This window comes from Paenibacillus sp. P46E (assembly GCF_001909095.1).
Lineage (GTDB): Bacteria > Bacillota > Bacilli > Paenibacillales > Paenibacillaceae > Paenibacillus_AQ > Paenibacillus_AQ helianthi.
Genome location: NZ_LVYZ01000043.1, coordinates 21539 through 42660, shown reverse-complemented (window position 1 = coordinate 42660; position 21122 = coordinate 21539). Strand labels below are relative to the sequence as shown.

The following is a 21122-nucleotide window of genomic DNA, read 5'->3' as shown; positions in this document are numbered from 1 at the left end:
TGTCACTAGGGTGGTCTGGAAGCGTGGGAAAGCGCTACTGGAGCACCCTTTTTTATTACTTCGAGCTTAGCCAAATGAATCATAAGCATGTTGCCAAGCCCGAGGGGCATATATTGGACTATACGTCTGAATGTACAGGGGTGGCGAAAGTGAACGACGATTCGATAGGCAGCAGCAAGAAAATGAAAATCTCCGATTTTCAGACGAAGGATGTGATCAATATTGTCGACGGGAAGCGGCTCGGGCAGATCAGTGATCTGGAGCTGGATCTCCGCCGCGGCGTGATTGACGCGATCGTTATCCCGGGGTATACACGTTTTATGGGCCTCTTTGGAGGAGGTACGGATCTGATCATTCCCTGGCGGAATATCGTGAAGATCGGCGCTGATGTCGTGCTCGTCAAGATGGAGGAAATCCGGATGCCGCAAAATCAGGAAGAGCGGGAGACCATGTATCTGGAACGGGGAGACCGCACCGATCGGCGCACTTATTGACTGGAGGCATCTTTAATTGCATATTTTTATAAAAGAAGGCATATCCGTTTCTACATGTTTATTTTGGGGATGTATGAAGTAGGGGATTGCCAAAGCTGGTTCACCAGCAGTTTGACCCCACTCTGTTCGGGCACTTGTGGTACACTTAGGCGGAGGTGAAGATATGGAACCGTTTATTCAAAAAGGCGGCACACCTATGCTGCTTCATCTGGAACCTTGGTATGCGGTGCACGCTGAAATTACGGCAGGTTTCACAGGGAGACAGGGTGGTATAGGCAAGGTGCCTTATGACAGCTTTAATTGTGCCTTTCATGTTGGGGATGAACCGGAGGATGTTCTCGGGAACCGTAAAATTCTTGCCGAGAGCCTCGGGTTTACACTAGAGAATTGGACCTGCGGAGAGCAAACTCATGGAAAAGATATAGCAGTGGTCAGAGAAGAAGACCGCGGCCGGGGTAGTCTGGATAGAACATCGGCTTTTCAAGCAACGGATGGTTTGCTTACTAATGTGCCAGGTGTGCTGTTGACCTCTTTTTATGCTGATTGTGTTCCCCTTTATTTCTATGATCCTCAGCAGCAAGTGGTAGGACTCGCACATGCAGGCTGGAAAGGGACTGTAGCGGAGATTGCCGCCGCGATGGTAGGCAGAATGGAGACTGTTTATGGCAGCCGTCCGCAGGATATTCTTGCCGGAATTGGACCTTCCATTGGCGACTGCTGCTATGAAGTGGATGATTATGTGATGGATCATGTCCGCCGCCTTGAAGTGGGACTGAAGCCAGTGATTACGTCCGGGGCATACCCAAACTTATACAGAAAGTCGGAAGCAGATGGAAGCAAAAGTATGCTGAACTTGAAAGAAATGAATCGACGCATTATGATTAAAGCAGGAATATTGCCGACTCATATCGAATGTACATCATGGTGTACAAGCTGTAATCAGGATCTGTTCTTTTCTTACCGGAAGGAAAACGGAGTTACAGGAAGAATGACGAGCTGGATCGGAATAAAGGAGAGTTGAACGTTGACACTGCAGGAAAGAATAGCCGGGGTAGAGGAACGTATTGCACGTGCCTGTGCGGCAAGTGGCCGGGATGTGGCGGACGTCAAGGTTATCGCAGTGACAAAATATGTGTCTCTGGAAACGGTATCCGCTGTGCTGGATGCAGGCCTTGAGGATATCGCCGAAAGCCGCTGGCAGGATGCTGAACCGAAATGGAACGCCTTGGGGCATAAGGGAACCTGGCATTTCATCGGACATTTGCAGACCAATAAGGTTAAGGAAGTTATCGGTAAATTTCAATATATACACTCGCTTGACCGGTTGTCACTGGCGCGGGAACTGCACAAAAAGGCTGAAGCGGCAGGACTTACCGTCAATGTTTTTCTGCAGGTGAACATCTCAGGAGAAGACACGAAATTTGGTCTTGCCCCTGAGGAGGTGCCGGGTTTTCTGCGCGATATTGCCGCTCTGCACCGCGTAAAGGTCGTCGGACTGATGACTATGGCACCTTATGAAGCGGAACCCGAGCAGACCCGTCCTGTCTTCCGCGGACTTAGAGAGCTCCGTGATGAGCTGAATCTGCTCGCTTTAACACCTGAGCCTATACAAGAGCTGTCGATGGGAATGTCGAATGATTTTGAAGTGGCGATAGAGGAAGGAGCCACCCGGGTGCGCCTGGGAACGGTATTAGTAGGTCATGAGGAGGGAGAATGATGGGCGTGATGAACCGTTTTATGAGTTTTTTGGGCTTGCAGGAGGAAGAGGAGATTGTAGAGCGGGAACAAATATCCCGCGATGAAGATGAGTACGAGCCCGCCCCTGTAGAAACCCGCAAAAATCAGCGGGCGAACGTCGTCAGTATTCATTCCCAAAAAAATGTGAAAGTCGTGCTGTATGAGCCCCGCTCTTATGAAGAAGCTCAGGAAATCGCTGACCATCTCCGGGCCCACCGCACGGTGGTAATCAATCTGCAACGTGTGAGGAATGACCAGGCGATGCGGATCATTGATTTTCTCAGCGGAACTGTTTATGCCCTGGGTGGAGGAATCTCCAAAATTGGGGGCAATATATTCATGTGTACCCCGGATACTGTTGAAATTCAAGGCTCCATTTCGGAGATTCTGGGTGAGGATCAAGACTACAACAGAATGAGGTGAACGGGCTTTGTCCCAAATCAATCTAATTATTGAAATTCTATACAACATCTACTTTGTAATGATCTTAATCTACGTCCTCATGTCCTGGCTGCCGAATGTACGGGACAGCTTCATCGGTGAACTGCTCGGCAAGCTGGTGGAACCGTATCTGTCACCGTTCCGGCGGTTTATCCCGGCGTTGTTCGGCACAGTTGATATTTCCCCGATTATTGCACTGTTCGTGCTGGAATTTGCGAAAACCGGATTGCAGTACATTGTTGCATATGTATTTTAGGCTGCTGCGATGAAGAATGAAATTTACGGACATTTCCACCCCGATGAACGGCAATTTGTGGACAAGGCCTGGGAATGGGTTACCTCTGCAGGAGAATACCACGAAACCAAGCTGACTGAATTTTTAGATCCCCGCCAAGGGTTTATTCTTCAGACACTTGTGAACCGTCATCCCGATGTAGCCGTAAGGTGGGAGGGAGGGACCGAGGAATCTGAACGGAAGCGAGCCTTGGTAGCTCCCGATTACCGTAATCTTGAGGAAGAGGATATGGAGTTGAGGGTGCTTGCGATTTCCTCGGGCGAACAGAAATTCCTCGAATTGGAACACGGCGACTACATGGGGGCAATCCTTGGCCTGGGAATCAAAAGAGGCAAAATTGGTGATATTCATGTGCTTCCGGATGGTTGCCATGTAGTCGTCGCTGAGGATATTGCCAATTATTTAGCGATGAATCTGACCGGTGTGCACCGGATCAATGTCAGTACAGAGATTTTACCGTTGTCCAGTCTGCGCAGCAGCAGTGTTAAGCTGGAGAAACTGGAGCTTACGGTAGCTTCATTGCGGCTGGATGGTATTGCTGCAGATGTGACCCGGCTTAGCCGGAGCAAAATTCTTGCTCCCATCAAAGCAGGCCGCGTCCGCGTCAACTGGAAGGTAGAGGAAGATCCTTCCTGCGGGCTCAAGGACGGTGATATGGTCTCGATTCAGGGTTTTGGACGCTTCAAGGTTCTGGAGATCGGGAGCCTGACCAAAAAAGGCCGTTACCGGGTGCAAGTTGGCAAATTTGTCTGAATTTCATGCAGGAATCCGGCACGGCTTGTCGAAATTGAATATCTCTATAGGGAGACAAACATTTTGCAAGCTGGACGCCGATACTTGTAGAAGAGGCGGACTGTAAGCGCGGGTACCGGATGAAATTCGGCGATCCGCGAATACTTGAACTATCTAAGGACATATAGTAATATTCTATGTCCCGAACATGTAGTTCTCGCAGATACGGATACCTGAAAGCGATACATCGTATCGCTGCTTTGGGAACATAAGCTTTTAAAAGACCAGCGAAACCGTTCCCACTTCAATACAGTCTTTCCTCTTTGTCTTCGGACAAATTAAGGTTCAGGGGCACAAGAGGTCCGAAATTTCTAGGAGGTGCACAGCATGCCATTAACACCGCTCGATATACATAACAAGGAATTCTCCCGGAGAATCCGCGGTTATGATGAGGACGAGGTCAACGAATTTCTGGATCAGGTGATCAAGGATTATGAGAGCGTCATTCGTGAGAACAAAGAGCTGCACAATCAGCTGTTGTCCATTCAGGAGCGGCTTGATCATTTTGTGAATATTGAAGAGAGCTTGTCCAAGACCATTCTCGTTGCTCAGGAAGCTGCAGATGATGTGAAGAACAACTCCAAGAAGGAATCACAGCTGATTATCAAGGAAGCAGAGAAAAACGCCGACCGGATTATCAACGAAGCACTGTCCAAATCCCGCAAGGTAGCAATCGAGACAGAAGAACTGCGCAAGCAGGCCTCGATCTACCGTACCCGGTTCCGGACACTGCTAGAAGCTCAGCTGGAGCTGCTGTCCACAGATGACTGGAATGCCCTGGAAAGCCGTGAAGTGAGTGAGAACACCCTCTGAATCACAGACTGATTCGCTTCAAGATTGACATTTTCACTTAAAACGTCTATAACTAGAGCATATCTGTAATCTGTTCATATGTATTCGATGACGGGACAAGTACGATAAGGTAACGTTCTCCAGAGAGTCGGCGTTTGCTGTGAGCCGATGTTCATGCCTTGCTCGGAAGATCTTCCCCTAGAAGCTAAGCTGAAGCGTTAGCAACGTGTGTAAGCTTAAGCCGTCTGCCGGACGTTATCCCGGACCTGCGTGGCTATCTTTACGCAGAACTGAGATTGTGCTGAATACACTCCCCTTAAGGATGTGCATGGAGCGCAGAATTAGGGTGGTATCGCGAGCGTCGTCTCGCCCCTTTGGGGCGGAGCGACGCTTTATTTATGTTTACATCCCCCTAAATCCCCCTTACAAGGGGGACCCCAAGGGCTAGCCGCCCTCTGGACACCCGCAATAAGGGATTATCGAGGTATGATGGACGTCGGCGGAAGGGAAAGGATTTGTTCGGCGGGGGAGCGGCCCTTCTTAGGCTCCCCATGCGGGAACGCCTGCAGGGCCTTACATGCGACCAGAGCGAAGAGCCAGACAAGCGCGGCGGGCTTCGCCCCACGCCGCCAAGGCTCCCGGCCCAGCGCTGCCCTAACGGGTTCGCGGGCCGGAACGCCTGAGGTAGAGCGTGCCGCTTGCGGCGACAAGCGGGCACTACAGTCACATTAGATCAAAACCCGCCTCTCCCCTGGAAATAGACAATGTTCCAGGTGTCCAGAGGGGGGACCCCTTGGGGCCCTCCCTTGGCTAAGGGAGGGTTTGGGAGGGATCGAAAAGATTCGAAAAGGGTTTAAGACCAAACCACGGAAGGATTGACCTATCATGCAAAAAGTAGATGTCAAAGAAAAAGCACGGGCCAGAGACGTCCGTATCTTGAAGAAATGGAGCGACGAAAATACGTTCCGCAGATCTATGGAGAACCGTGAAGGCCGCCCGAATTATGTATTCTATGAAGGTCCGCCGACGGCAAACGGTGTGCCGCATATCGGGCACGTGCTGGGCCGGGTTATCAAAGACTTTGTCGGCCGTTACCAGACAATGAAAGGCTACCGGGTGGTGCGCAAGGCGGGCTGGGATACTCACGGCCTGCCGGTAGAACTTGGCGTACAGAAGAAGCTGGGTATCTCTGGTAAGCAGGATATTGAAGAATATGGTGTGGAGAAGTTTATCAAGGAGTGCAAGGAAAGTGTCTTCGGATACGAGAAACAGTGGCGCGAGTTCACGGAAGCCATCGGTTACTGGACCGATCTCGACAATCCTTATGTAACCTTGGACAATACGTACATTGAAAGTGTATGGAATATCCTCGCTACGGTTCATGAGAAAGGGCTGCTGTACCGCGGACACCGTGTAAGCCCATATTGCCCAAGCTGTCAGACGACACTAAGCTCGCATGAAGTGGCACAGGGCTACAAGACAGTCAAAGATCTCAGTGCAACGGCCAAGTTCAAGCTGGAGGGCAGCGGAGACTATGTATTAGCATGGACGACTACACCTTGGACCCTTCCGGCACACATGGCGCTGGCGATGAACCCGGATATGGAATATGTCCGCGCCCAGCAGGAAGACGGCGTATATATCCTGGCGAAGAATCTTGCGGATGAAGTACTGAAGGGTGATTACACGGTCCTGTCCACACACAAGGGAACAGATTTCATCGGACAGAGCTATACACCGCCATTCGGATACATCAAGGCGGAGAAACACAATGTTATCGTAGGCGCATCTTTCGTTACGGATTCCAGTGGTACCGGGATCGTACACATGGCTCCGGCGCATGGGGAAGATGACTATAAGAGCTGCCGCGAGAATGGTATCAGCTTCGTGAATGTGGTGGATACATCCGGGAAATATACCGATGTGGTTTCTGATTTTGCCGGACGGTTTGTGAAGGATTGCGATCTGGATATCGTGAAGGTGCTCTCTGAGAGAGGGCTGCTGTACAGCAAAGAGAAATACGAGCACAGCTATCCGTTCTGCTGGCGCTGCGATACTCCGCTGTTGTACTATGCAACAGATAGCTGGTTTATCCAAACGACTGCAATCAAGGATCAGCTCATCGCGAACAACAACAGTGTGGATTGGTACCCGGAACATGTGCGTGATGGCCGCTTCGGCAAATTCCTGGAGGAACTGGTGGATTGGAACATTAGCCGTAACCGCTATTGGGGAACTCCGCTGAATATCTGGGTCTGCCAGGATACAGGCAAGGAATTTGCGCCGCACAGCATCGCTGAGCTGAGATCGATGGCGATAGGCGAGGTGCCTGAAGATATCGAGCTGCACAAGCCTTACGTAGACAACATTAAGCTGCGCAGCCCGTTCAGCGAAGGCGGAGAGATGGTGCGGACCCCCGAGGTCATCGACGTATGGTTTGACAGCGGCTCGATGCCGTTCGCCCAAAGCCACTATCCTTTTGAGAATGAAGATAAGTTCGAGGATCAGTATCCGGCAGACATGATCTGCGAAGGGATTGACCAGACACGCGGCTGGTTCTACAGCTTGCTCGCGGTGTCGACATTGTTCAAGGGCAAAGCACCGTACAAGGCAGTAATTGCCCACGGCCACATCTTCGATGAGAATGGTCAAAAAATGTCCAAATCCAAAGGCAACGTTATTGATCCTTGGGAAATCATGAACGAATACGGAACGGACGCATTCCGCTGGGCGATCCTCTCCGACAGCGCGCCATGGAATAATAAACGCTTCTCGCGCGGCTTGGTGGGTGAGACCAAATCCAAAATTGTGGATACGCTGGTCAATACCCATGCATTCCTTACGCTGTATGCCGGCATTGACGGTTACGACCCGGCAGATCACCCGTTCAAAGTGTCAGAGCATAAGCTGGACCGCTGGATTCTCTCCCGCTTGAACAGCCTGATTCTCGTAGTGGACAAAGGCCTGGCCATTAACGATTTTGTCAATACGTCCAGGGCTGTTGAGAATTTTGTGGATGAGCTGAGCAATTGGTATATCCGCCGTTCCCGTGACCGTTTCTGGGGCAGCGGCCTGGGTGAAGAGAAGCTTGATGCCTACCGCACATTGACGCATGTCCTGCTGACTACAGCCACACTGATGGCACCTTTTACACCAATGCTGTCCGAGGATATCTTTACGAACCTGGGTGGCGGCGAAAGCGTGCATTTGGCTGACTATCCGGTGGCGGATGAGAGTCTGATTGATCTTGAACTGGAGCAGGATATGGAGAGTGCAAGACAAATCGTTGAACTGGCACGAAATGTCCGTAATGAGTCGGGCATCAAGACACGTCAGCCGTTGTCCGAGCTGATTGTCTCCATCGACCGCAGCTTCCATGTAGCGGATTATGAAGACATCATCAAGGAAGAGATCAACGTAAAAGAGATTGTGGTCGAGCACAGCGACAGCGGATTCGTTGATTTTACATTGAAGCTTAACCTGAAGGTAGCAGGTAAGAAGTACGGTAAAAATGTCGGCTTCCTCCAGGGCTTCCTGAAGGCACTCGACAGTGAAGCTACCCGCAAAACGGTACAGGAGGGTGTCATTGCGATCGTCTCTCCGGAAGGGGAAGAACTGCAGATCACCTCTGAGGAGCTGCTTGTAGAGAAACAGGCCAAATCTGGCTTTGCCTCAGCTTCCGGCTACGGTCTCACTGTAGCGTTGAATACAGAGATCACGCCTGAACTGGTACAGGAAGGCTGGGTGCGTGAGATTGTGCGGGCGGTTCAGGATTACCGTAAACGCCTGGATCTGCCAATCGATAAACGGATCGCATTGACACTCAAGTTAGACGACGAGCTCAAAGCTGCAGCCTTGGCATTTGAACATGTGCTTCGTGAGAATGTGCTTGTAACTACGGTTGATTTTGATGGAGAGCAACTTTTTGAGACTGTAGATGCCGGCGGCAAATCGTTCGGAATGTACATCGAAGTCTAAAGCCCTGCATGACCTGTCCCCAACTGGCATATACTAGCGGCAAAGGAAAAGGTTCTAGGGGTTAGCAGCAAAATGACGAGCCCGGTACTTAAGGAGAGTCTTCTCTCTTTTGACCGGGCTCGTTTGTGTGGACCCTGCAGGCCGCTAGGGAGGAGTCAATGCCATGGAGGGACGGGAAGGGGACAAGCACCGGTTCGGGAGATCCGGAAGAATCTCCATCAGAACATCAGGGGCTGGCAGAAGTTCGAACGGCATCAAGGAGAATCCATATGACATTCCGCAGGAAGAAAAGCTGAATGCCATCTACAAGCTGACATCGGGATTGGTCCAGCAAATGGAGAAAGCGAGGATTGCCGAGTACACGCAGCTCCTGAATTCACCCTGGCGTCTGATTTGGCTGAATGTATTGTCGGGAACAGCGCGGGGACTGGGGATCGCGCTGGGTTTTACCTTTTTTGCCGCGACTATAATTTACGTGCTTCAGGTTCTTGGAGCACTTAATCTGCCGATCATCGGTGATTACATTGCAGATATCGTACGGATCGTACAGCATCAGCTGGAGCTGAAGACTTTCTAAGGGAGATCATACCTGAAAATACAAGTAGAAACGGCTACGCCGTCCTTAAAAAGGACAGCATCCGTTTCAGCGAGAAAGAGAAGGATAATTTATAGCGTGAAACATATAAATTCTTATCTTTGTACAAAGAGTAGCCCATGGGCTACTCCCTTTGTTTTTTGGCCTGAGGATCAAGCAGGTAGCTTCCTTCTTCACTGTCCATATAATGGCGGTAGCTTGATCCCTTAATGACCATCGTATGGTTTCCGGCAATGTCGGTGGCGATAAAGTTTTCCCAAGGCTCTACGAAGCCCTCAGTTTCGTCCGCTTCAATCTCCATATCATTATAAGAGGAAATATCATTGCCTTCGGCCATGGCGGGTGAATTGGAACTGCCCCAGCTCTCCACAATCTGCCAGGCATCTTCACCGTCGAATCCGTTCTGCTCATGTTCATCCAGACTGGTCCGCCCGAACGGCGGGTATAGAAATTCCTCTTCTGCAGGTCTTGTGAAAGGTGAGCTTTGCCGGGGATTATGCTCTTTGCAGAAGCGGGTGAGCGGTACGGCATTCAACCGTTCAAGGGGAATTGCTTCACCGCAGACTGCGCAGATTCCGTATGTTCCTTCATCCATAGCAGCCAGGGCGGCAGCAATGTCATCAAGTTCATGCTCATCACGCTCCAGCAGTGAAATATCCATGGACCGGTGATATAGCTCTGTGGCGGCATCGCCCGGGTGGTTGTCGATCTCGGTCAGGTCTCCCGTCATGTCACGCATGGAGTCCTGCAGCCCGTAGTGCGCATTGTTTGTTAGTCTATGCTCGATATCTTCCCGCTGCTGAATGACCGCAGCCCGCAGCTTTGAGAGCTGTTCTGCTGGCAGATGGCTCATGGGTGTTAGCTCCTTTCGTGTCGCTTCCTTAGCATCGTTCATTTCCAAACGGTTTCGGATGCTTCTTGGATAGGTTGACCGGAGAGCCGGTTTTTTAGCGATGGCAAATCCTCCCCGGTTTGGAGAGAGTGGGTATGTCCTTGCAATGGACGGCTTCTTGAGGCCTGTGCTACAATATACAAGTCTTTATACAGTATTCGTACCGCTTTCAGCGGGAAAAATAAGAACGGAGTGACAACTTCTGTGGTGTACTATCTGATAGCGCTAATCGTATTTTTGGTGGACCAGGGTACCAAGTATTTAATTGCTACCCGAATGGAGCTCGCGGAGCAGATCCCGGTAATCAAGGATTTTTTCATCATTACCTCCCACCGCAATCAAGGAGCGGCTTTTGGTATTCTTCAGGGACAGCAATGGTTCTTTTTTCTGATTACCGTTATAGTGGTTGCCGGAATCGTCTGGTATTTGAACAAGGCCAGAGCGACCCGGAAGCTGCTGCCCACTGCACTGGCACTGGTGCTTGGCGGAGCCGTAGGCAATTTTTTGGACCGGCTGCTGAACGGAGAGGTTGTTGACTTCCTCATGTTCAATTTCGGCAGCTACACCTTTCCAATCTTTAACGTAGCCGACTCGTGTATTGTTGTCGGCGTGGCGCTGATTATTCTGGATACTCTGCGTGATATGAAGAGCGGAGATGAAATCACCGAAGTGAAGGAAACCAAGGAAGTTAAGGAAGGGAATGAATGATTTGAATAAGGACGTCAATGAGCAGGCGGCAACCGGCGCCTTCGAAGAAGATAAGGACGTCACCGAATGGATTGTTTCTGGAGCAAATGCCCGGGATCGGATTGATAAATATATTACGGAGTCCTGGGAAGAAGAGGTTTCCCGCTCACAGGTGCAGCTGTGGATCAGCGGCGGACATGTAACCGTTAACGGTGCCCCGGTCAAAGCGAATTACAAGCTGACCGAAGGTGATGTGGTTGGGGTTACTGTACCTGAAGCAGAGGTTACAGATCTGATTGCTGAAGATATTCCGCTTGAAATAGCGTATGAAGACAGCGATGTTATCGTAGTGAACAAACCGCGCGGAATGGTGGTCCATCCGGCAGTGGGTCATCCTTCCGGGACTCTGGTCAATGCGCTGATGTACCACTGCAAGGATCTGTCGGGCATTAACGGCGAGATTCGTCCGGGTATTGTGCATCGTATCGACAAGGACACCTCAGGACTGATTATGGCTGCCAAAAATGATGCCAGTCACGCCTCGCTCGCAGCCCAGCTTAAGGAGCATAGTGTAACCCGCCGCTACATAGCTGTAGTGCACGGAAATCTGTCTCATGACAAGGGTACGGTTGATGCCCCCATTGGCCGTGATCCGCATGACCGCAAGCTCTATATTGTAACGGAGAAGAACAGCAAACGTTCCGTGACTCATTTTACTGTATTGGAGCGTTTTGGTGATTATACTCTGCTGGAGCTGCAGCTGGAGACTGGCCGTACGCATCAGATTCGGGTGCATATGAAGTTTATCGGTCATCCTCTGGTCGGAGATCCAATCTATGGACGCAGCAAAGGAACAACCATGAACGGACAAGCCTTGCATGCCGCTATTCTGGGATTTGTGCATCCTTCTACGGGTGAATATATGGAATACAGTGCGCCGATTCCGGCGGATATGGAAGAAGTGCTATTTACTCTGCGCAGCAGATAAGTACAAATCAAGTGATTATAAATCCATGGTTTTGAAGGCGGATTTACGTCATATTTAAGTCATGGGAACAAGCAGACACGGTTTTACTGTCCTTACAGGGAGCCAATGCTTTTATTTTAAAATTAGCCAGGAGATGAGACGTAAATTATGAGTATTGAACAATATCAGGAGACCTTCATTCAGACTAATTTTGCAGACCGTATCGGCGGCGCGAACTATGGCAAAGATACAGCCATCTACAAATTCGAGAAAATCAAACGCGCTAAAGCATCGGCGAAACAGGATTTTCCGAATATTGAGCTGATTGATATGGGTGTCGGTGAACCGGATGAAATGGCGGATGAAGGCATTGTCGCTAAACTCGCTGAAGAAGCAGCCAAAGAAGAAAACCGCGGGTATTCGGACAACGGGATTCCTGAGTTCAAGGCCGCAGCAGCAGCTTACCTTAAGGAAGTTTTCCGTGTGGACGGCATTGATCCTGTAACCGAGGTTGTCCACTCCATTGGTTCGAAGCCGGCGCTGGCGATGCTGCCGTCCTGCTTCATTAACCCGGGTGACATTACGATTATGACGGTTCCGGGATATCCGGTACTGGGTACCCACACCAAATATCTGGGTGGACAAGTATTCACGGTGGAGCTTAAGAAGGAAAACCATTTCCTGCCGGACCTGAACTCCATTCCGGAGGATGTTGCCCGCAAGGCGAAGCTGTTATACCTGAACTATCCTAATAATCCAACGGGCGCTAGTGCGACTCCTGAATTCTTCAGCGAGGTTGTAGCCTGGGCAAAGAAATATGATGTGGTTGTAATTCACGATGCTCCGTATTCTGCTTTGACCTATGACGGTAAGAAGCCACTCAGCTTCTTGTCTGTACCTGGCGCTAAGGATGTCGGTGTAGAGCTTCACTCCCTGTCTAAGTCCTACAACATGACAGGCTGGAGAATCGGGTTCGTAGCCGGTAATCCGTTGGTAGTCAAAGCGTTCAGTGATGTGAAGGACAACAATGATTCCGGACAATTCATTGCTATTCAAAAGGCAGCCGCCTATGGTCTGGCTCATCCAGAGATTACTGAGGCGATTGCCGCCAAGTATTCCCGCCGCCATAACATGCTGGTAGACGCGCTGAATAGCCTTGGCTTCTCCGCAGAGAAACCCAAAGGATCCTTCTTCCTTTATGTGGCCGCTCCAAAAGGGATCAAAGGCGGACGCCGTTTTGAATCCGGCGAAGACTTCTCGCAGTTCCTGATCCGCGAGAAACTGATCTCCACTGTGCCTTGGGATGATGCCGGCCCATTCGTGCGCTTCTCTGTAACCTTCATCGCCAAAGGTGAAGAAGAAGAGAAACGTGTCATTTCCGAAATACAAAGACGTCTTAGCGACGTTGAATTCGAATTTTAATTGAAATTGTTTTGTAAGCCGCCGTAGAGAAATCTGCGGCGGCTTTTTTTGCTTTTTCTCTCTTGAACTAAAAAATCCTTGTAAAGGGTGCAGAGTACCGGAGGAGAATTTTGGAACTGGAGGAGCGAATGCGTTCGCCTTTGTCTGCGGATTTCCACCGTGAGGAGCGGTATAAATCAAAGAAATCTGCAGACAACAGCGACCGGAAGTCCAACATTCACCGTAGTTACGGCCCACACCTGACAATTGAGTTTCTTAATTCATTCCTCCTCCCATTTGACACCCGCCGCAACATCTGTCATAATTTCTGTAGTTGAATATGCGCCTTTAATTCAGTCCCGTGAGGCTGGCAAGGTAACGTGAATCGAGGTTCGCGACATGTAAAGAGGAATCCGTATATATACGGAGGGTCTTTATATACGCGCGGACACGCCATCTTTTTGAATCTGCGGATTTCACTCCTTGCCTGCTTCGGGCAAGGAGTTTTTTGTTATCCGCGGAACTTGAACAGGCGATCAAGCAGGAGGATGGCAGGGATGATGGTTACTGAGAAAAATGTGATTATGGACGAAACGGCAATTCGCCGGGCGCTATCACGCATTGCCCATGAGATTTTGGAGAAGAACAAAGGTATTGAGAATTGCCTGCTGGTGGGAATCCGTACCCGCGGAGTGTTTCTGGCACAGCGGATTGCGGAGCGCATTAAGGAGATTGAAGGGATCGAGATTCCTTACGGCGAGCTGGACATCACGCATTACCGTGATGACCGCGAGAGCGGCGGAGACAACCGCGAAGCCATGGACCGTACGGTGGTGAACAGCAATCTGACTTTTCCAGCCGGGTCCAGCAGCATCCATGACAAGAAAGTGATTTTGTTCGACGATGTCCTGTACACAGGCCGTACAATACGTGCTGCCATGGATGCACTGATGGATTGCGGACGGCCCCGGATGATCCAACTGGCAGTGCTTGCAGACCGGGGACACCGTGAGCTTCCGATCCGGCCGGACTATATCGGCAAAAACGTACCTACCTCCAAACATGAGCAGATCGAAGTGGCTCTGACCGAGTTCGATGGTAAGGATGAGGTTTACATTATTTCTAACCGGGAGGAACGATAACAATGATGACCGCAACCAAGGTGAAGGAACGCAGTTTGCTGGGGATTAAGGAGCTGGACCGGACAGAAATTATGCAGCTTTTGAACAGAACAGCCTACTGGGATAATCAAGCAGAGAAGCTGACACCGGTGCTAAGGTCACATTTTGTAGCCAACATGTTTTTTGAGAACAGCACGCGGACCCGGTTTTCCTTCGAAATGGCTGAGAAGCGCCTGGGCGTTCAGGTGCTCAACTTCACGGCTGCGGCTTCCAGTGTTGAAAAAGGCGAATCCATCTATGACACCGTACGCACGCTGGAGTCGATGGGGATTGATGCAGGAGTTGTGCGCTTGAAGCCCGCAGGGGTACTGCAGCAGCTGGCAGAAAAGGTGTCAGTCCCGCTGATCAATGCGGGGGATGGCAATAACGAGCATCCGACACAGGCACTGCTGGATATGTACACCATGAGCAAGAATTTTGGAGAGTTAAAGGGCCTTAAAGTTTCAATTATCGGGGATATTATGCATAGCCGGGTGGCCCGCTCGAACCTCTGGGGACTAACGAAGATGGGCGCCAAGGTGCAGTTCTGTGCACCGGATAACATGAAGGCTCCTGAGCTTGCGGAGTTCGCGCCTTATGTAACCATGGAAGAAGCACTGAAAGCAGATGTGGTCATGATGCTGCGTGTACAGCTGGAACGCCATGCTTCAGGTATCCTGCTATCGGCGGAGGAATACCGGAAACAGTTCGGACTTACGGAAGAGCGCGCCGCGAAGCTGGACAAGAGTACCATCATCATGCACCCTGCACCGGTGAACCGGAACGTCGAAATTGACGATGCCGTCGTGGAGAGCGACAAGTCGCGTATTTTCCCCCAGATGGCTAATGGTGTGCCTGTACGCATGGCAGTGATGGAAAGAGCAATGCTCTAAAAAACCTAACATAATCTCGTTAATAAATATACACAAAGATGAATTTTTATTATATAATAATCACAGAGCTCGAGGCCGATCGCCTGCGGGTAGAAGGAGAATCATAACCGTGATCATCAAGAACGCCAGTGTACTGAATGAGGAAGGCGTGCTAGAGCGCAAACATATCGTAGTACAGGATGGAATCATCTTAGCGATCAAGAACGGCGACGAGGCCGTGGACGAAGCCGGGGAAATCATTGAAGCGGAAGGCAAGCTGCTGATTCCAGGGCTGATCGATATGCATGTGCATCTGCGGGAGCCGGGTTTTGAGCATAAGGAAACTATTGAGTCGGGGGCACGTTCGGCCGCCAAAGGCGGTTTTACCACTATTGCATGCATGCCGAATACCCGGCCTGTAACGGATAGTCCTGAAGTTGTGAAGCTCGTGAAGGATAAAGCGGATGAAGCCGGACTGGTGAAGGTGCTTCCTTATGCAGCGATTACGAAAAATGAGCTTGGGCGCGAACTGACTGATTTTTCCGCCTTGAAAGAGGCTGGAGCGATTGGGTTCACGGATGACGGTGTAGGCGTTCAGAACGCCCAGATGATGAAGGATGCTATGAAAATCGCGGCAGGGCTGGATATGCCAGTTATTGCCCACTGTGAGGATAATTCGCTGGTGGAAGGCTGTGCGGTAGCTGAGGGCACTTTTGCCGATAAGCACGGTTTAAAAGGAATTCCGAATGAATCGGAGGCCATTCACGTCGGACGTGATATCCTGCTCGCTGAAGCAACAGGAGTACACTATCATGTCTGCCATGTCAGTACAGAACAATCTGTCCGGCTCATCCGCCAGGCCAAAGAAATTGGCATTAAGGTAACTGCAGAGGTATGTCCGCATCATCTGCTGCTCTCAGAAGAAGATATTCCGGGCATGGATGCCAATTGGAAAATGAACCCGCCGCTGCGCTCCCGCCGTGATGTGGAAGCCTGCATCGCCGGTCTGCTGGACGGTACGCTGGATATCATCGTCACCGACCATGCGCCGCACAGCGAAGAAGAAAAGGCTAAAGGCATGCAGCTTGCGCCTTTTGGCATCGTCGGGTTTGAGACAGCGTTCCCGCTGCTCTATACGGCTTTTGTAGCCACCGGCAAATGGGACCTGTCGCTTCTGGTACAGCGTATGACGGCTGATCCGGCCCGGGTATTCCGGCTGAATACAGGCAGCCTGACGGTGGGTTTCCCGGCAGATTTGACACTGATTGATCTTACGGAAGAAAAAGAAGTGAACCCCGCTTCGTTTGCCAGCAAAGGTCGCAATACTCCTTTTGCCGGATGGAAGCTTAAAGGCTGGCCGGTTAAGACATGGGTAAACGGCGCAGCCGTATGGACTGAAGAATAACGGACGGACTGGTAGAGCGAAGCTGCCGGCTGTATGGGGCAGGATTTAACATACGGCGGCATTTTCGCGCGCTTGCTCCGGAAATCCAAGCAAGATATAAGAACCAGACTACAGAAACAAGAAGGAGTGGAAGGAAATGCAGGCGAGATTGCTGCTTCAGGACGGAACGCTGTTCACAGGTACCGCATTTGGTGCGGAAGGTGAAAAGACGGGCGAGGTTGTTTTTAACACAGGGATTACAGGTTATCAGGAGGTGCTGTCAGACCCTTCCTACTGCGGCCAGATCGTGACTATGACTTATCCGCTGATCGGAAACTACGGCATTACCCGCGATGATTTTGAATCTGTGCGTCCATTCGTACACGGCTTTGTTGTGCGCCGCCATGAGACAGTTCCCAGCAACTGGCGCGCTGAGTATAGTGTAGACGACTTGCTGAAGGAATATGACATTCCGGGAATCAGCGAAATCGATACACGGATGCTCACCCGCATTATCCGCCACTACGGCACCATGAAAGCAATTCTCACCACCTCTAATAAGCGCGTGGAAGAGCTGATGGAAATGATGGGCGACACCACTATTGAAGAACTGCGTAACCAGGTGGCACGCACTTCTACCACTAAGACCTACAGCAGCCCTGGCAACAAGGAGCGGATCGTGCTTGTTGACTATGGTGCGAAGACCGGTATTCTGCGCGAACTGAACAGCCGCGGCTGTGATGTGGTTGTAGTACCGCATGATGTGACTGCCGATGAGATCCGCAGATTGAATCCGGACGGGATTCAGCTGTCCAACGGACCTGGCGACCCCAAAGATGTGCCTTACGCAGTCCAGACGATCTCCGAACTGCTCGGTGAATATCCAATCTTCGGAATCTGCCTGGGGCATCAATTGTTCGCACTGGCTTGCGGCGCGGATACAGAGAAGCTTAAATTCGGCCACCGCGGCGGTAACCATCCAGTCAAAGAGCTCGAAAGCGGACGCTGTTTCATCACCTCCCAGAACCATGGCTACACGGTAAATGAGGAATCTGTGCTGAAAACCGAGCTTGAAGTGACTCATATTAACAATAATGATAAGACCGTCGAGGGAGTCAAACATACCCGCTACCCCGCTTTTTCGGTGCAGTATCATCCGGAAGCGGCGCCGGGACCGCATGACAGCAGCTATTTGTTCGACCGTTTCCTCCAGATGATTGCCGATCACAAGGCACAAAGACCGGTAGGCTCGCGCCAGGCGCAGCTTGCAGCCAATGCCAGAATCACGGCACCGAACATTACACCGCAGCTTGAAGCCGTGAAAGGAGCTCTATAACATGCCAAAGAACGATAAGCTTAAAAAAATTCTCGTGATCGGCTCCGGCCCGATCGTCATCGGCCAGGCCGCCGAGTTCGACTATGCCGGAACCCAAGCCTGTCAGGCCCTCAAAGAAGAAGGCGTTGAGGTTGTTCTAATCAACAGCAACCCGGCCACGATCATGACAGATACCAATATGGCTGACAAGGTCTATATCGAGCCGATTACCCTTGAATTCGTTACTGCAATTATCCGCCAGGAGCGTCCGGACGGACTCCTGCCTACGCTGGGCGGCCAGACCGGGCTGAATATGGCTGTAGAACTGGCACGCGCTGGCGTGCTAAAAACGGAGAACGTGAAGCTGCTGGGTACACAGCTAGAATCCATCGAGAAGGCGGAAGACCGCGACTTGTTCCGTGAACTGATGCGCGAGCTGGAGCAGCCGGTACCGGAAAGCTCCATTATTACCACTGTGGAAGAAGCCATGGACTTCGCAGCCGGCATCGGCTATCCGTTGATTGTTCGTCCAGCTTATACGCTGGGAGGAACTGGCGGCGGGATTTGTGACAACGAAGAAGAACTGCGCGAGACCGTAAAGGCAGGGATCCGCTATAGCCCGATCGGTCAATGCCTGGTGGAGAAGAGCATCGCCGGCATGAAAGAAGTAGAATATGAGGTGATGCGTGACGCGAATGACAACTGTATCGTGGTGTGCAACATGGAGAACTTTGATCCGGTTGGCGTGCATACAGGTGACAGTATCGTCGTAGCGCCAAGCCAGACCTTGTCCGACCGTGAGTACCAGATGCTGCGCAGCGCTTCGCTGAAGATCATCCGTGCGCTGAACATCGAAGGCGGCTGCAACGTGCAGTTCGCACTCGATCCGCAGAGCTACCAGTATTACGTGATTGAAGTGAACCCGCGTGTCAGCCGTTCCTCGGCGCTGGCGTCGAAAGCGACCGGTTATCCGATTGCCAAAATGGCAGCCAAAATCGCCCTGGGCTACACGCTCGATGAAATCGTCAATCCGGTTACCGGTCAGACCTATGCCTGCTTCGAGCCTACACTGGACTATATCGTGAGCAAAATTCCACGCTGGCCGTTTGATAAGTTCATCTATGCCAACCGCAAACTGGGTACACAGATGAAGGCAACCGGCGAGGTGATGGCGATCGGCCGCACCTTTGAAGAGTCGATTCACAAAGCAATCCGTTCCCTGGAAATCGGCGTTCACCGTTTCCGCCTGCCGGGCGCTGAGCTACTGGAGGACAGCGTGCTTCGCACAAGGCTCGCCAAACCGGATGATGAGCGACTGTTCCTGATCGCTGAGGCCTTCCGCCGCGGCTATGGTTTGCAGGAGATTCAGGACATCACCAATGTGGACTGGTGGTTCCTCTCCAAGATAGAGGGTCTCGTGAACTTTGAAGATGAGATCCGCAGCGAAGAAACACTGTCGCAGGAAACACTGTATCAGGCCAAGCGTAAAGGCTTCACGGACCGGGCCATTGCTGAGATCCGGGCGGAAGGACGTTCCGGTCTTGAACAGACCACAGAGTCCGAAGTCCGCGTGATGCGTATTCAGCAAGGACTGGTTCCGGTATTCAAAATGGTCGATACCTGCGCCGCCGAATTTGAAGCCTCAACGCCATATTACTACTCGACTTACGAAACAGAAAATGAGGTTATTCATTCCGATAAACAGAAGGTCATAGTGCTTGGCTCCGGCCCTATCCGGATCGGCCAGGGTATCGAATTCGATTACTCTACAGTGCACGCGGTATGGGCGATTCAAAAAGCCGGCTATGAAGCTGTTATTATCAATAACAATCCAGAAACGGTATCTACGGATTTTAATACCTCGGACCGGCTGTATTTTGAACCGTTGTTCTTTGAGGATGTCATGAACGTGATTGCACAGGAAAATCCAATCGGCGTTATTGTCCAATTCGGTGGACAGACAGCGATCAACCTGGCAGCACCGCTGGCTGCGGCGGGTGTGAATATTCTGGGCACCAGCCTTGCGAGCATCGATGAAGCCGAGAACCGCAAGAAATTCGAAGCACTGCTGGCGCGTCTGGATATTGCCCAACCGAAGGGCAAGACCGTTATCAACATTGATGAGGCTGTCGAAACTGCCCAATCGCTCGGTTATCCGGTCCTGGTTCGTCCTTCCTATGTGCTGGGCGGCCGTGCAATGGAGATTGTCTACAACGATACAGAGCTGCTGAGCTATATGGTTGAAGCGGTGAAGGTCAACCCGGAGCATCCGGTGCTGATCGACCGTTATATGCTTGGCAAAGAGGTTGAGGTAGATGCCATCTGCGACGGTGAGACAGTAGTAATTCCGGGAATTATGGAGCACGTAGAGCGTGCAGGCGTGCACTCCGGCGACTCCATCGCCGTCTATCCGCCACAGTATCTGGATGAAGGCCTGAAGCAGAAGATTGCGGAGATTACCATCAAGATCGCCAAAGAGCTGAAGACCATCGGGCTGGTAAACATCCAGTTCGTGATCTATCAAAATGAAGTGTATGTCATTGAGGTTAACCCGCGCTCCTCGCGTACGGTTCCTTTCCTCAGCAAGGTGACCGGCATTCCGATGGCCCATCTGGCTACCAAAATCATCCTCGGCGGCAAGCTGAAAGAGGATGGTTATACAGAAGGCCTGTGGCCGGAGAGTGACTATGTATCGGTAAAAGTCCCCGTGTTCTCTTTTGCCAAGCTGCGCAGAGTAGAGCCTACGCTCGGACCGGAAATGAAATCGACCGGTGAAGTTATGGGCCGCGATAAGCTGTACGCCAAAGCTCTTTATAAAGGGCTGATCGGAGCGGGCATGAAGATACCGGCAACCGGAGCCATCATTGTTACGGTAGCGGACAAAGACAAGGCAGAAGCGGTGGAATTGATGAAGGGCTTCCACGCCATGGGCTACAAAATCATTGCCACGGGCGGCACAGCGCTTGCGCTTGAACAAGCGGGCCTGAACGTGATGAATGTCAACAAGCTGGATGAAGGAGAGCCGACCATCCTCGATCTGATCCGCGGCGGTCAAGCCAACTTCGTCTTCAATACCCTGACCAAGGGCAAAACGCCGGAGCGCGACGGCTTCCGCATCCGCCGTGAAGCGGTAGAGAACGGTGTTGTATGTATGACATCGCTCGATACGGTAACGGCGCTCCTGAGAATGCTCGAGACGATCAACTTCTCATCGCAGTCGATGCCTGCTTTTGTCGGACAATAATCTATGAATGAACAAGGCAGCCTTTCGGGGCGGGCCACAGGGACGGTTTGCGTTAGCGCAGACCGTTCCGCTGCGC

General features: G+C 51.3%; 18 protein-coding genes and 1 other annotated feature. Of the genes, 17 read left to right on the top strand and 1 reads right to left on the bottom strand.

Going from position 1 to position 21122, the window contains the following annotated elements; all coding sequences use genetic code 11:
- The first annotated feature begins 182 nt into the window (after positions 1-182).
- From A3849_RS15575 to A3849_RS15535, 9 genes are all read left to right on the top strand, one after another.
- The gene (locus A3849_RS15575) at positions 183-494 is read left to right on the top strand and encodes a YlmC/YmxH family sporulation protein (protein WP_074112286.1); all 312 of its coding nucleotides are present in this window, start codon (positions 183-185) and stop codon (positions 492-494) included.
- Positions 495-657: 163 nt separating this feature from the next.
- On the top strand, positions 658-1515 hold the full coding sequence (gene pgeF, locus A3849_RS15570; RefSeq protein WP_074112238.1) for a peptidoglycan editing factor PgeF: 858 nt from the start codon (positions 658-660) through the stop codon (positions 1513-1515).
- A 3-nt stretch (positions 1516-1518) separates the two neighbouring features.
- A complete protein-coding gene (locus tag A3849_RS15565) occupies positions 1519-2211 on the top strand; it encodes a YggS family pyridoxal phosphate-dependent enzyme (RefSeq protein WP_074112237.1) in 693 nt (230 codons plus the stop codon).
- A complete protein-coding gene (locus A3849_RS15560) occupies positions 2211-2654 on the top strand; it encodes a cell division protein SepF (protein ID WP_074085641.1) in 444 nt (147 codons plus the stop codon). The genes A3849_RS15565 and A3849_RS15560 overlap by 1 nt, the downstream gene beginning before the upstream one ends.
- A gap of 7 nt (positions 2655-2661) precedes the next feature.
- Positions 2662-2928: a YggT family protein gene (locus tag A3849_RS15555; RefSeq protein ID WP_074112236.1), complete on the top strand. Its 267-nt coding sequence runs from the start codon at positions 2662-2664 to the stop codon at positions 2926-2928.
- Between the two features lie 9 nt (positions 2929-2937).
- Positions 2938-3720 carry a YlmH family RNA-binding protein gene (locus tag A3849_RS15550; RefSeq protein ID WP_074112235.1) on the top strand — a complete coding sequence of 261 codons (783 nt, stop codon included), beginning with the start codon at positions 2938-2940 and terminating at the stop codon, positions 3718-3720.
- Positions 3721-4086: 366 nt separating this feature from the next.
- Positions 4087-4572 (top strand): DivIVA domain-containing protein, encoded by a 486-nt coding sequence (locus A3849_RS15545; protein ID WP_074085638.1) that lies wholly within the window; start codon positions 4087-4089, stop codon positions 4570-4572.
- Between the two features lie 78 nt (positions 4573-4650).
- Positions 4651-4928 (top strand) — a binding site (T-box leader).
- 508 nt (positions 4929-5436) lie between these two features.
- Positions 5437-8529 (top strand): isoleucine--tRNA ligase, encoded by a 3093-nt coding sequence (gene ileS, locus A3849_RS15540; RefSeq protein WP_074112234.1) that lies wholly within the window; start codon positions 5437-5439, stop codon positions 8527-8529.
- 163 nt (positions 8530-8692) lie between these two features.
- Positions 8693-9106: a DUF5665 domain-containing protein gene (locus A3849_RS15535; RefSeq protein WP_256700791.1), complete on the top strand. Its 414-nt coding sequence runs from the start codon at positions 8693-8695 to the stop codon at positions 9104-9106.
- Between the two features lie 142 nt (positions 9107-9248).
- Here A3849_RS15535 and A3849_RS15530 read toward each other — a convergent pair whose 3' ends face one another.
- Positions 9249-9977 (bottom strand): TraR/DksA C4-type zinc finger protein, encoded by a 729-nt coding sequence (locus tag A3849_RS15530; protein ID WP_074112233.1) that lies wholly within the window; start codon positions 9975-9977, stop codon positions 9249-9251.
- A 243-nt stretch (positions 9978-10220) separates the two neighbouring features.
- On the opposite strand from A3849_RS15530, the gene lspA reads away from it, so the two are divergent.
- The 8 genes from lspA to carB all read left to right on the top strand — a co-directional run bounded on the left by lspA (position 10221) and on the right by carB (position 21046).
- Positions 10221-10724, top strand: a complete 504-nt coding sequence (gene lspA, locus A3849_RS15525) for a signal peptidase II (RefSeq protein WP_074085635.1) — start codon at positions 10221-10223, stop codon at positions 10722-10724.
- A complete protein-coding gene (locus A3849_RS15520; RefSeq protein WP_074112232.1) occupies positions 10717-11691 on the top strand; it encodes an RluA family pseudouridine synthase in 975 nt (324 codons plus the stop codon). Before lspA ends, A3849_RS15520 begins: the two co-directional genes overlap by 8 nt.
- A 147-nt stretch (positions 11692-11838) precedes the next feature.
- Positions 11839-13092, top strand: coding sequence for an LL-diaminopimelate aminotransferase (locus A3849_RS15515; protein WP_074085633.1), 1254 nt, complete (start codon positions 11839-11841; stop codon positions 13090-13092).
- Positions 13093-13631: 539 nt separating this feature from the next.
- A complete protein-coding gene (pyrR, locus tag A3849_RS15510) occupies positions 13632-14213 on the top strand; it encodes a bifunctional pyr operon transcriptional regulator/uracil phosphoribosyltransferase PyrR (protein WP_074112284.1) in 582 nt (193 codons plus the stop codon).
- Positions 14214-14215: 2 nt separating this feature from the next.
- Positions 14216-15124 (top strand): aspartate carbamoyltransferase catalytic subunit, encoded by a 909-nt coding sequence (locus tag A3849_RS15505; RefSeq protein ID WP_074112231.1) that lies wholly within the window; start codon positions 14216-14218, stop codon positions 15122-15124.
- Positions 15125-15227: 103 nt separating this feature from the next.
- Entirely contained in the window at positions 15228-16508 is a 1281-nt protein-coding gene (locus tag A3849_RS15500; protein WP_074112230.1) for a dihydroorotase, read from the top strand.
- Between the two features lie 136 nt (positions 16509-16644).
- Entirely contained in the window at positions 16645-17823 is a 1179-nt protein-coding gene (gene carA, locus A3849_RS15495) for a glutamine-hydrolyzing carbamoyl-phosphate synthase small subunit (protein ID WP_074112229.1), read from the top strand.
- A 1-nt stretch (position 17824) separates the two neighbouring features.
- Positions 17825-21046, top strand: coding sequence for a carbamoyl-phosphate synthase large subunit (carB, locus tag A3849_RS15490; RefSeq protein WP_074112228.1), 3222 nt, complete (start codon positions 17825-17827; stop codon positions 21044-21046).
- Positions 21047-21122 lie beyond the last annotated feature (76 nt).